The following is a 12,801-nucleotide window of genomic DNA, read 5'->3' as shown; positions in this document are numbered from 1 at the left end:
GCAGCAGATGGTATGTACTATAAACAGACTTTGAGCAGGTGGGCTATTGGATGGGTTGTTGGTTTGTCTATCTGATCCGCACGGGCAGCGGCACACTCTATACAGGAATCACCACAGACACCCAGCGCCGCTTTGCCGAACACTGTAGCGGTGGTGCCAGAGCTGCCAAGGCCCTGCGCGGCAAGGGACCACTCACTTTGGAATACCAGACCGAAACCCCGGACAAACCAACAGCACTAAAGCTGGAAAGGGCAATCAAGCGGTGGCCCAAGCAGAAAAAGGAGGGGCTTATTGCCGGCAAAGAGCCGCTGCCCCATGTAGGTATCCGGCCAACGGGGAAGTTGCGGGACAAAAAAACTCAGATCCCTTAGGGGCTGTTCCCGTTTGGATGTAGCCTATTGATTTGTATTAGTTCAGACCAAATCTGACACATCTCCTTGAAAAGGGGGGGGTTTACCGGTTTTGATGAAGGTGACGAAACCTGAAACCAAAACCAAGGATAAACCCCATGATTCATACTAACGATCGCATCATTAAACACAAGGCCGGTCTGCTCAATCTGGAGGAAGAACTCGGCAAAATCTCCAAAGCCTGCAAGATGCTCGGCGTATCGCGAGACACCTTCTCTCGTTACAAAGAGGCCGTATCCAGCGGCGGCGTGGACGCCCTGCTGGAGAAGAACCGGCGGGTGCCAAATCACAAGAATCGCGTTGACTCAGCTATCGAAGAAGCAGTGCTGGCTTATGCCCTTGAAGAGCCTGCTCATGGGCAGGTAGCCGCCAGCGCCAGGGCCTCTGACCGGTACTCCTCGGAGTATTGCTTGCGAGTGGTTTTGATTGATTTCTTTGGTTTTGCCATGGGTTACCTCTGTCGCGTAGTTTATCGCTTAAGAGAGTGTCCGTCGTTGGTGGGCAAGATCACTTCTTTATTGTGAGACCTCCATCCCGTTAGGTTAATTGGAAATCTCATCGAGGTCATGGTGCTAATTTAGGGAGAAAGGTCAAGCTGCGCACTACGCTGCTTCTGTCATCGCACCTGCTTCGGCAGACTGGGTACTGGCAGCAACAAGGTTGCCACTATCTTGAATACTCTGCACCAGGCGATCAAGGCCATCGTAGCTGTTATTTTCTAGTGATGGTTGATCGGGACCAGGCTCTGTAATGGCTCTGAAGTGGTCAACGGCTTTCGGTCAACTGGCCACTATAAAGCACTTCAGAACTCAACTACAAACTGCCCCAGCTTTCTGCGCACCACAGGTAGGGAGCTGGCAACAGCAAGGAAAGCTCTAAATTCAAGCCTTGCTTTTATGGACCTTCCGGTGACGATTTTGCGGACACGCTCGGTAATCTCTATGATTTTTTTATCTTCGCGGTGACGCAGCTCTGAATAGCCTGAAAGTCGTCTCTCCACAATGCGCTTAGCCAGCTCGGCAGCGTCCGCAATACCAAGGTTCATACCACGCCCTCCTATAGGTGAATAGCAGTGCGCTGCATCGCCGGCAAGATGCACCCTGCCTTTTGAGTATCGCTCGGCTTGGCGAATAGAGATTTTAAAGGTTCCCTCCCTATGAATCTTGCAAACCTTCAATCCCATTGGAAAAGCATCTATAGCATTATCACAACTGGCCACTAAACGGTGACGATCTTTTCCAATCGGAACCGCAACCGCAACCGCCACTGTGCCAGACGATGACCTCACCAAGGTGAATTTTTCACGAGATGGCCAACCCTCTGTGTCCACATCCGCAATAGACCACTTTTCTTCCAGGTCAAATCCTGGATAGTTGATTCCAGCTGCTTCCCGCACTTTGCTATGAATACCGTCTGCACCAATGATCAAATCAAATCTCTCTTCCACTCCGCTGGAGAGCAGTGCCACGACACCTTTGGACTCCTCTCTCAGGTCCTGAAGCTCATTTTGGTATCCCACTTCAACGCCCATGCTCCCGAGTGTGTTAGCCATAATCGCCTCTGTACGATCCTGAGGGAGCCCAAGGATAGTTGGGAAATAGATGCGATTCGAATGCAGCGGTAGCTCCAGAGCCAGTCGCTCTCTCTGGTAAATACAAGCGCCGCGTATCGGCACCCCTTCCTCAATCAACGTTTCCGAAACTCCCGAATGGGATAGCAACTCCAGACTACGAGAAGTGATGCCTACAGCCCGACTCAACGTTGATGCATTATCCCGCCGGTCAATCACCTTGGCCAGTAAACCTCTCCTGGCCAATTCAATTGCAGCTGTAAGGCCAGTGGGCCCAGCGCCAACAATCAATATTTTCACAAGCTTCACCCAGTTCCCTTACTTGTCAGTCAGTACGATAGCAGATGACAAAGTTTGTGAAGAAATTGAGGACCGACATCCCGGCTATTTGGGTTCCCAAGACATGCAGCACATGCCGTGTAGGCTGTACATGATCACAAGAGCCAGTGAAAATTGCATTGTGAACTTGCAGTGTCAATAGAACCAGCTATGGATAACCAGCAAGCAGGGAAATGAGCTCCTCCAGACTTGCATAAGATTCAAGCTTGTCATCAATAGACTTAAAATTCTCATTTTTAGGATCAAACCACTTGGGATTTTTTTTCATGAGCACAGAGAGCTGCTGCTTTACAGATTCAAAAGAGACTTTTTCGGGCTCAGATAATTCAAACTGAATATTGGTAGAAAGCTCCTCTTTTGGTCTCAAGAAAAAATCCAGGGCAACATCAATAATATTTTTGACTTGCACGTAAAAGCTACCATGTGCCTCATAACCCAAAACAGAAAACTTATAACCTTTCGAATCAACAATTGTTAAGTCGTCAAAAAGTTTTTGCTCTACGCTTTTTCGCGTCCTTATACACAAATCTTTTTCATTGTTGAGTTGCCCCTGAATAAATTTCTTATTAAATATCAAAACTGGGTAGGTTAAGGGTTGCATTCACAACCTCCTCCCCCGCCTACTGAATTCCCAGCAACACCTCCTGCAATGCCTCCACCTACTTGCCCTTGCTTATACCAGCTTGGAGTTCCATACCACCACCGTTGGGCGGCATTGAACTTTGGCTGCCCTTGCCAGGAGCCATGAATTCTGCGGTGAATATTCTTTGGTAGCGGGTTTAAATTTAGAGGATGGTTTCTCCAACTAGGGCCAGTCCTGCCACCACGGCCAAATGCCCAGTGATGCGCTTCCCAGTCCCCTCGGGGTGCTGATCCATTTCGATTATGATACCTCCTGTATCTCCGTTGAACATTATTCCATCTTTTGCTTGATCTTGCCCACTTGGCTCCTGAAACGGAGTGTTTAAAGGCATTCGTTGTAGCAGCGCGTCCCAAGCTTCCTAACCCCCCGGTTAATGCACCAAGTGCTGCTGAACCCGCAACCTGGCCCCAATTGACACAGTTCAGGTTTCCACCGTTTTGGGCAAGTTGAAGTCCCAAATCAACAACGCCACCAATAACGCCACCCAGAACCCCAAATTCGCCGGTAGGGTCTGTGTAAATTAATGGGTTGTTGTCAACGTAGGTGTAAGTATTCAAACCGTCATATAAACCCAGCGGATCACCTTGGATGAACCTGCCGATCATTGGTTCATAGTTACGGTAGTAATTGTAATAGTATGGTGCTTCAGCAACTTTAATCTGTCCAGGAAAGCGCAGGTTCACTACAGTCTGATTGTTATCACCATCCGGATCAGTATCCGGCATAGACTGCCCAAAGGCATCGCTGTCCCAGCGCCAGACCACGGTTTCATTCTGGCTGGTGCCCACCCTTGGCGTGTACAAGTGGTCTGTATGCAAGTAGGTCAGAGTCGCACTCTGAACCTGCCCTCCAGTGTAAATAGCCTCTACCTGTGCAATGGGCATATTGTCCAGGTAAATATAGTCCACCCGATTCTGCACGGCACCAGCTGCGCTGAGGTGGGTTTCACCCAGGTACTGGCCGTTCAGATCGTAGTGCAGCAGATTGTCTTCCGTCTTGTCGGTGCGTACCCGCTGGCCGATGGCATTGTAGTAGTAGGTACCCTTGAGTGTGCCGTTTTCGCTGTAGGTGTTGAGCCGGTTGGCGTGGTTGTAGGTGTACTGCCTGGCGCCGTCATTGGCGCTGGTAGTATTGCCGGCGCTATCGGTGCTCCAGGCTTCACCACCCTTTTCGCTGAGGCGGTTCGAGTTGCTCTCGTAGCCATAAGCGATCACCTCGCTGGTATTGTTTTTTGTGGTGGTCTGCTGGGTGCGGTTGCCCAGCAGGTCGTAGGTAAAACTGTTTTGCCCAGCCACAGAGCTGTCATCGGTGAGGCGATAGAGCGTGTCATAGTCGTAGCTGCGGTTTTTCGCCGCATCCAGACTGTCGGTGATGCCAGTGATATTGTCGACCGGATTGTAACTGTAGCTTTGCGACAGAAGATCGCCTCCGCTGCCGGTGACACTCACCGATTGCAAACGGCCGTCCTGGTCGTAGCCGTAGTGTTGGGTAATACCGTTGCCGTAGTCCATGGCGGCAACGCCACCGAAGGGCTGATAGCGGACATTGCTGACCAGGGTCTGGGCCGGCGCTTCGGCATTTTCCCGGGTGGTGACTGTGGCGATACGCCCCAGGGTATCGCGCTCATAGCCGACAATACGCCCGGAGGGATAGGTGATTTCAATCACCCGCCCTTCGCTGTCGTAGCGGTAGCCGGTGCTGAAAGCCTGCCCGGCGATGCTATCGTCCTGCTGAGTGATGCGACCCAGTACGTCATAGGTCAAACTGGTACTGCCGGCGTCATTGCTATAGCTGGTCAGGCGGCCGATGCCTTTGTTGCCGTCGGCAGTGCTGTCGTAGCTAAAGTTGGTATTTTCGCCGGGACTGCCTGGATAATGAATGCCGATAAGGCGGTTGAGGGCATCGTAACTCCGCTGACTGATAATACCGCGGGCATCGGTGCTGGATATGCGGTTGCCGGCGGTATCATAGGCATAGCGGCTGGTGCCGCTGTCGGGGCTGACCAACTCCAGCAGGTTACCGGCCAGGTCGTATTGGTAACCGGTGCGGTTACCGCGGGGGTCGGTGACTTCCGTCACACGCTCCTCGGCGTCATAGGCAAACTGGGTACTGGCTGCCAGGTTGCCGCTGTCCTCAATACTCTGCACCAGGCGCCCGAGGCCGTCGTAATGGTAGTCGGTATCGCTATCAAGGGCGTCTTTGATCCCGGTCATCCGCCCCAGGCCGTCATAATTAAACAGGGTGCGCTGCTGCTCGGCACCAAGGGTCTGTTTGAGGCGGTTGAGGGCATCGAAGGTGCGGCTCAGGGTGCGGCTCAGGGCACCCTGGCTGTCGAGCACGTCCTCTTTGCGGATATTGCCCTGGGAGTCGAGGGTATAGCGTATCCTGTTGCCCTCACCGTCCTCGATCCGGGTCAGGCGGTTACGGGTGTCGTAAGTGAACCGGAGGCTATTGCCATCTGACTGGGTCACCTTGGTAACATTGCCGCGGTCATCGTATTCGTAGGTGGTGACGATATCGCCGTCGCTATCCTCTCCCCCAGCATGGATCACCTGCTCCTGCAGCCAGCCGCGGGGGTGGTAGCGGTAACTGGTCATCAGGCCGTTGGCATCGCGGGTGCTGGTGACACGGCCGGCGGCATCGTAGGCAAGGTATTCCAGGGTCTGGCCGAGGGCGTTGGCCTGGGTTTTCAGGTCGCCTTTGCGGTAGCAGTTGCCACCACTGGTACAGCCGCTTTGATCGGTGGTGTCGTAATAGGTGAAGGTCACCAGATCCTGCACGTCGCTGCGGGGGCCGTCGATCTGTTTCACCAGGGCGCTATCGGGGCAGCCGGTTTCGCCGCTGCAGTAGGTATAGGTGGTGACGGCGTCGGTGTTGTCGTCCTGGCGCTGCCGCATACTGGCAATATGCACCGGGCGATTCTGTGCGTCGCGCACAAAGGTGTATTCGGTGCGGAACACCCGCCCTGGGGCCAGGCTTGAGACCCGTTCCATACTGGCCACGCGGCCGTGGTCGTAGGCCCAACGCTCGGTGATCACTTCGCCGCTGGCGAGGGTGGTGCTGGCGCTGGTTTTCTGTGCCTGGTTGTTGTAGGTGTAATCGGTGGCGGTGAGCAGGGTTAAGTCATCGCCCTGCTTTTCCCAGTGCTCGGTGCGAACCCGGTCCTTGCTGTCGTTGTAGATCTGGCGCAACTCGTTGCCGAGGGGGTCGATGCGTTTAGTGAGATAGCCCACCTCGTCAAATTCAAAGGTGCTGCTGCGGGTGTCGAGCACTTCGCCACTGGCACTTTTCACCGTCTCGGTGATTTGGGTAATGCCGGTCTCCAGATACGTCAGCTCAATACTATTCTGCCCCTCCACCTGCTTTTTCACCCGGCCCTCATCGTCGTAGGTGTTGGTCACCCAGACGGCGCCGGCACCGCGCTGCAGGCCGGTGATGCGGTGGGCATCCGCGCTGTCTTCGTATTGAAAACTGTGCTGGTAGTTGTCCAGGCCCGCCACCTGTACCAGGTTGCCGCGGGTGGCGGTTTGCCATTGGTCGTGGTGGTAATTGATGCGGCGGCCGTCGCTAGCGATCACGTAGCTGAGGCGGCCGCTGTTGTCGTCGTAGAAGAAGTCGACTGAGGCACCGGTGGCGGCGCCGTCCGCACCCCGCTCTTCAATGCGGGTCAGGCGCGGCTGGTAGGCCACCACCATCGGCTTGCTGGGGTCGACACTGTTGGGGGAAGTGCCGATCAGCGGCAGGCGCCCGCGCTCGTCGTAACTTAGACGGTGGCTCTGGCCCTGTTGGTTGATGATCGCCACCAGGCGCCCATCGGTATCGAACTCGTCGCGCTTGCCGCTGGCATAAGTAAAGGTGTAACTGCCGTCGCCGTGCTCCTCCAGGGTGCCCTGGGGGGCATCCCGCGGCGTGACATAGGCGCCGCCGGTAAACACAAAGGTATCGCGGCGGCCGCAGCCGGAGCGCAGCAGCACCGAACCATCGGGGTATTCAAACAGGCGGCGGTCGTGGTCGAAGGCCCAGCCGTAACCGAGGGCATTGTCGAACTGGGAATTGCTATCAAAGCGACGCAGCAGGCGGATGGGATAGTTGACCCCCACCTGCAGGTCGGTGTCGGCCAGGTAAAAGCCCCCGTCGAACGTGCGGATGGGATCGCCCACGGAACTGGCGCTGCTGTCACAGCAGGGGTCGGGGCTGCGCTCGCAGGGCGGCGGCTCCGGCGGCTCCGGCGGGGGGTCACCGGCCGAATCGCCACCAAAATCATGCGCCGTCGCGGCCTGCATCAATACAATCGCACAGAACCCGGCGAGCACTGTGCGCACCTTTCCCCAACTGGTCATGCTGTATTCCTTTTTTATTCCGCTATTACCGGGCGTGTCTGAATCGACCACGCTTGAAGGATGATTAAATTCAGTTCTTGTCCAGTGCCCGGTACCGGGCGTAGGCCTGATCGGCCTCGTCCTGCCGGCCCAACTGTTCAAAGGCCTGACCGCGGCGCAGGTGGATATCCGCTCGCTGCGGGGCCAGTGCCAGGGCCAGATCGTAGGCTTCCAGGGCCTCTGCCCACTGGCCCCAGGCCCGCCACAGACTCCCCATCAGCAACCAGCCCTCAATATTTTTGCGATCGTGTTGCAGCAAAAGATCGAGCTGCTGGTAGGCCCGTTCCAGTTTGCCCAGGCGGTAATAGTGGTCCCCCAGTGCCAGGAGCTGCTCGGTGCTGCGCGCGTGGAGACGAACGCGCTCAAAGGTCTTGATACGCTCGTGGTAGCTCTGCTCTGCCGCCTGTGTGGGCAGGCAGAAGAACAAGGCCAAAAACAGGACAAAGCGATTCATTGAAAAAATTCCTTTTTGTTGTCAGCTTGTTACCATTTCAGTGCCTGCATCAGGGCTCGAGCGCCGCCGGTGGCCGCTCTACCCAGAGCTTCAGGGTGGCGGTGCCGAAGTTGCCTTCGTAGCCGCGCACATTCACCGTGACAAAGTGTTCCCCTGCACTGACGCGGCGGCTGTCCCACTGCCAGGTCATGGGCAGAAAACCCACCTCGTTTTCAAAGGCGAAAATGCCATCCACATAAAAAACCGGTTCAAAGCGCTGGGCCAGCAGGCGCGCGCGGTCTTTCTGTGCCACATGCAAACGCAGCGGCACGGTGCCGGACACTCGCCAGCGCCCTTCGCTGTCGCGCTCGGCGTCGATCCCCAGGCTCAGGTGCGTGGCAATATCGCCGCGGCGCTCCAGGGGCTGGTCGGCGTGGTGGTACATGCGCTTGGTCCGCGGACCCGTTGTGTTTTTCTCACGGCGCTTTTCTGCGGGGAGATCCGCAAAGGCCACCCGCTGCGGCCGCTCGCCTACAAACAGGGTGTTCTGCGGCAGTGCATAGGCGGTGACCGCCAGATTCAGGCGCGGGTGGGCATCAATCTTCAATACCTGGGATTCGTCCCAGCCGTCCCAGAATTCCGCCTGGGCACCCGCCGGGCGCGGGGCCCAGTCGAGCAGGGTGCGCAGCAGCGGGCCACCCGCTTTCAGACCCAGGCGGATACTGACCCGCGCGGGCTGGCTCAGGTGGTAGCGGATCCGGCCCGCATCCGTATCCCAGCGCACATCCGCCACTTCGACCCGTGCACCGCCGGTGAGATCGGTCAGGTCATGGGTAACACTGCGCGCACCATTGGTGGCACTCAGGGTGTAACTGTAGGCTTCCGCCGGCACCGGGCGCCCGTACAGATCCAGGCCGTCCCAGCTCAGTTGCTGCACGCCGGCGGCGACTTCGCCGCCCTCCACCACCCGCACCAGGCGATCGCGGCCATCGTAGAGGGCCAGGGCAACCCGGGCCGGTTCATCCAGGACAAAACGGATCCGGGCGCGCTCGCCCCTGGCCGGTTCGAATACCTGCTTGTCCACGCTCACCTGAGTGATTGCCAGCGCCTGTACCCCGCTGCTCAACAGCCCCGTGGCCAGTGTGGCTATGGCTGCCAGGGCCCGGCCCCAGTTCGATTTGTACATACTTTTTTACCTCCCTAGCCCGAGCGCCGCCGCTCCGTCCGCCTTTTCTCCATCCACTTGTTCTGCAGAGGATGCGGCCCCTGTATTGCCGTCGGTGGGCGCCCACACCGGCTGGCGGGCGCCCCCGGCACTGCGGGTCAGCGCCCTTGCGGTTTTGCCGGCCAGGTCGTACAGCCAGAGATTCAGTGTGCCGCCGCGGGTGGAGTGGAAAACCAGTTGATCCCCTCGGGGAGACCAGTTGGGGCGGGCATCCAGTGCCGGGCTCTGTGTCAGTCGCTCGCTGCGCCCGTCGGGGCGGCGCAGCCACAGTTCATAATCGCCGGAGCGATTGCCGGAATAGGCGATGGCGCCATCCGGGCGCACCGCCAGATCGAAGTGGTAGAGATCACCCACGGTAAGCTGCTCGGTGGCGCGGGCGGCGACATCCACTTTCCAAATATCGTGTACCTGGCCACCACTGCCGGAGAGGAAGTACACCGCCGCACCATCCGGCGACCAGCTGGGCTCGTGCTGCAACCGCGGCATCGCAGTGAGCTTGTCCAGTTTCTTACTGGCCAAGGTGTACCGATAAATATCGTTGTCATCGATACTGCTGGAGGTGCTAAGGGAAAAAGCCAGGCTGTCCCCGTTGGGACTGATCACCGCATCCAGAATATTCGGCAGGGGCGCTGCAATCTGGGTCAGTGCCCGGCTGTGGCTGTCCAACCGGTACAATCTGCCATCGTGCAGGTTCACCAGCAGATGGCGCCCATCCGGATACCAGGAGATGCGCGAGACATCGGCACCAAACCGGGTTAATTGCTCAAACTCCTCACCTGCGGTATCGGTGCGCCACACTTCCCAGTAGCCGTCGGCCACACCTAGGTAGGCGATATCGTCTGCAGTGCCAAGCTGGGTGAGACAGCCGAGGTAAAGCAGAGAAACAAATCGAGTAACTGTTTTAAATGACATACAGTTTCTACCCACTCAGCGATACAGATTCACAACACCGCGGTACAGGGTGCGCTCACCGCTCTGCGGCGAAGTGGCCTGGATCGCAAAGGTGTACACCCCTTCCTCCCCCACCAACACCGCGTTGGGGTCGGACTCCTGGTAGCCGCGCCACGCCACTTCATGCAACAGGGCATTGCCCTCAGTATCCTGCGCGCGCATCAGCTCCTGATCCACCAGCACAATGGCCGAGGGGTGCTGGGGATCGACAATACCGGGGGGCAGCAGGCTGAAGGTGACGATGGCATCCGTGCTGACCTGGTAGGCCATGCGCGTCTGCTGCTCGTAACTGTGGCTGACGATATAGGGATCGGATTTGACTTCGATACTGGGGGCCTCTGCGGCACCGGTGATGCGCGGTGCAGTGCCTGCGAGATAGAGGGCAGTACTGCGCAGCGGCTTGGGTGCCGGATAGTAAATAGCAACCGGGGACTCAACAATACGGCCTTCCCGATCGCGCCCATCCCAATAGAGCCAGTGCTGGCCCTTGGAATAAAACACGTCTTCGAAGACGTAGAAAGGGGGTTCGCCATTTGGAGTGACCCGCATACTCACCAGGCTCGGGCCCGCGACATTTACTGAGATTTTGTAAAACTCATTGGCGTAGGCGTTGTAATCGCGCGGTACAGAACCGGACACACTGCCCTGTCCCCCCGGTTGTGGCACCTCATAGACAAACTGATCGAGCCCATCATTGGCGCGCAGCACGACATGATAAAGCCCCTCTGCTTGCAGGGCATTCTGGTTATCGCGTCCATCCCACTGAATCGGATAGTCACCGGCTGTGGCATAGTTTTCCGCCACCTGATAGACCAGGCTCTCGTCGGCATCTCTGCGGATTTCGATGCTGACACTGGCAGCGCGGTTGACACGGAAACTGCCCAGGGCCCGCTCCCCTTCCAGGGGATAGAACTTTGCTATTGGCAGAGCCACATCGGTGAGATATACCGCCGGCAGGCCAGGGGCGACTTCCAGGTAACCACTGAAATCCACTTGCGGGGAAGACGCTGAGGCCGTATAGATTTGCGATGTAATGGTGGCTTCATCCACCGTGCCCCACCAGTTACCGGTGATATCCAGGCTGGTGTTGGCGGGATCGCCAAAGTCCGTGGCATAGAAATCGTACTGGTTATTGCCGTAGAGGCTGTTGCCGGTTACCACCGGCTGGGGATTATTGGCAACACTGCCATCCCCTTTGACATAAATCCCGTAGTTGTTAAGGGTAATTTCGTTGCCACCGGTAATCAGGGGACTGCTGCCAGCACGCACATAAATACCGTAAGTATTAAAACGGAACAAGGAGTTGCGCACCGTGCCCTGGCCGCCGTTAAAGTCGAGACCGTACTCGGCCCCCTCAATACGGGCATAGTCCAGATCAACACTGCCGCCGGCAATCACTTCAATGCCGTACCACTGCCCCGGGGCGGGAATGATCGAGGGCGGGGCAAAGGCCACACGGGATGTGGCGGTACCCTGGGCGATCAGGGTACCGGCCACCTGTAGTTTCTGGTTGGGGGCCGCTCTCAGGCTGGCACCCGCTTCCAGAGTCAGAGTGACTCCGGGCTCTATCAACAGGCCACGCAACATCAGATGATGGCCGGCGGGCAGGGCAGTATCCTCCGCAATCGGTCCGGATAAAGTGAGGCCGTCATAGGCTGGCTGGCCATTCAGGCCATCGAGATAACTGCCATAGTTCACCAGCGGCAGACTTGGAGTATCAACCCTGTCGTAAATGGAAGCGGTAATAATGGTCAGGTCAGTACTACCCCACCAGTTGCCGGTGGCATCCAGGGTGGTCAGTGCCGCATCCGCAAAATACCGGGTGTAATAGCTGTAAGAACTGTTGTCGTAGAGACTGTTGCCGGTGACTGCCGGTAGCGGGTTCTGCGCCGCATCGCTCCTGTGGCCCTCGGCGTAGATGCCATAGGTGTTCCCGGCAATCACATTGCCGCCGCTGATCTGCGGGGCACTGTTGCGATACACATAGATACCGTTTTGGCTGCCGCGAATGGTATTGCCGGCTATCTGCGGGGCAATCACCGCTTCTGCCGAAGCGGCCCGGGTATCAATACCGGTGTAGTTATTCAGCAACTGTGAATGGCGCAGCGAACCATCGCCGCCATTAAAATAGATACCCTTGCTGGCACAGTGCACTTCGGCGTATGCGATGCTCGCCGTGGCCCCGGTAACAATTTCGATGCCCGACCAGTCCTGCCGCTTGGTATTGATACCATCACAGGCTTCTGCTGCCGGCTTGAAAATAATGGGCGAGGCCTCACTACCCGCTGCCGTCAGTGCACCTCTGACCAGTAACGGAAACTTGCCGGCAAACTGCAGCTCTGTGCCGGAACCAATGCCCAGGGTGGCACCCGCCGCAACTTCCACCCGGCCCAGCACCAAATAGCTGCCTTCTGACAAGTCCGCATCTTCCGTGAAAGGACCCAACAGTATCTCTCCAACATAGGCCGGATCACCCTCGACCCCATCCAGAAAGCTGCGGTAGTCCACAACCGGATAGGTGCCCTGGTTATCCGTCCAGTCGTAGATCTTCTGTGCAATCTGCCCCGCATCTGTGGTGCCCCACCAGTTGCCGGTGGCATCCAGGGTGGTCAGTGCCGCATCCGCAAAATACCGGGTGTAATAGCTGTAAGAACTGTTGTCGTAGAGACTGTTGCCGGTGACTACCGGTAGCGGGTTCTGCGCCGCATCGCTCCTGTGGCCCTCGGCGTAGATGCCATAGGTGTTCCCGGCAATCACATTGCCGCCGCTGATTTGCGGGGCACTGTTGCGATACACATAGATACCGCTTTGGCTGCCGCGAATGGTATTGCCGGCTATCTGCGGGGCAATC

At 57.2% G+C, this 12,801-nt stretch carries 8 protein-coding genes and 1 pseudogene; 2 read left to right on the top strand and 7 right to left on the bottom strand.

Features of this window, described 5'->3' with window-relative positions:
• The first annotated feature begins 50 nt into the window (after positions 1 to 50).
• Positions 51 to 371 carry a GIY-YIG nuclease family protein gene (locus ACL7TT_RS14020; protein ID WP_413396270.1) on the top strand — a complete coding sequence of 107 codons (321 nt, stop codon included), beginning with the start codon at positions 51 to 53 and terminating at the stop codon, positions 369 to 371.
• A 137-nt stretch (positions 372 to 508) separates the two neighbouring features.
• A pseudogene (locus tag ACL7TT_RS14015) lies at positions 509 to 772 on the top strand (helix-turn-helix domain-containing protein); the annotation flags it as partial.
• Positions 773 to 1,212: 440 nt separating this feature from the next.
• Here the strand turns inward: ACL7TT_RS14015 and ACL7TT_RS14010 are convergent.
• The 7 genes from ACL7TT_RS14010 to ACL7TT_RS13980 form a co-directional block, all read right to left on the bottom strand.
• On the bottom strand, positions 1,213 to 2,280 hold the full coding sequence (locus tag ACL7TT_RS14010; RefSeq protein ID WP_413396269.1) for an FAD-dependent oxidoreductase: 1,068 nt from the start codon (positions 2,278 to 2,280) through the stop codon (positions 1,213 to 1,215).
• 187 nt (positions 2,281 to 2,467) lie between these two features.
• Positions 2,468 to 2,920 (bottom strand): hypothetical protein, encoded by a 453-nt coding sequence (locus ACL7TT_RS14005; protein ID WP_413396267.1) that lies wholly within the window; start codon positions 2,918 to 2,920, stop codon positions 2,468 to 2,470.
• Positions 2,908 to 7,302 carry an RHS repeat-associated core domain-containing protein gene (locus tag ACL7TT_RS14000; protein WP_413396266.1) on the bottom strand — a complete coding sequence of 1,465 codons (4,395 nt, stop codon included), beginning with the start codon at positions 7,300 to 7,302 and terminating at the stop codon, positions 2,908 to 2,910. Before ACL7TT_RS14000 ends, ACL7TT_RS14005 begins: the two co-directional genes overlap by 13 nt.
• A gap of 70 nt (positions 7,303 to 7,372) precedes the next feature.
• Positions 7,373 to 7,795 (bottom strand): tetratricopeptide repeat protein, encoded by a 423-nt coding sequence (locus tag ACL7TT_RS13995; RefSeq protein WP_413396264.1) that lies wholly within the window; start codon positions 7,793 to 7,795, stop codon positions 7,373 to 7,375.
• Between the two features lie 49 nt (positions 7,796 to 7,844).
• The gene (locus ACL7TT_RS13990; RefSeq protein WP_413396262.1) at positions 7,845 to 8,960 is read right to left on the bottom strand and encodes a FlgD immunoglobulin-like domain containing protein; all 1,116 of its coding nucleotides are present in this window, start codon (positions 8,958 to 8,960) and stop codon (positions 7,845 to 7,847) included.
• A gap of 6 nt (positions 8,961 to 8,966) precedes the next feature.
• On the bottom strand, positions 8,967 to 9,911 hold the full coding sequence (locus ACL7TT_RS13985) for a TolB family protein (RefSeq protein WP_413396261.1): 945 nt from the start codon (positions 9,909 to 9,911) through the stop codon (positions 8,967 to 8,969).
• A 15-nt stretch (positions 9,912 to 9,926) separates the two neighbouring features.
• Positions 9,927 to 12,801: right-handed parallel beta-helix repeat-containing protein (locus ACL7TT_RS13980; protein ID WP_413396259.1), on the bottom strand; the 2,875-nt coding region annotated here is incomplete at its 5' end.

It is taken from the genome of Microbulbifer jejuensis, assembly GCF_047289955.1.
Classification (GTDB): Bacteria; Pseudomonadota; Gammaproteobacteria; order Pseudomonadales; family Cellvibrionaceae; genus Microbulbifer.
This window is presented reverse-complemented; position numbering and strand designations above follow the sequence as displayed.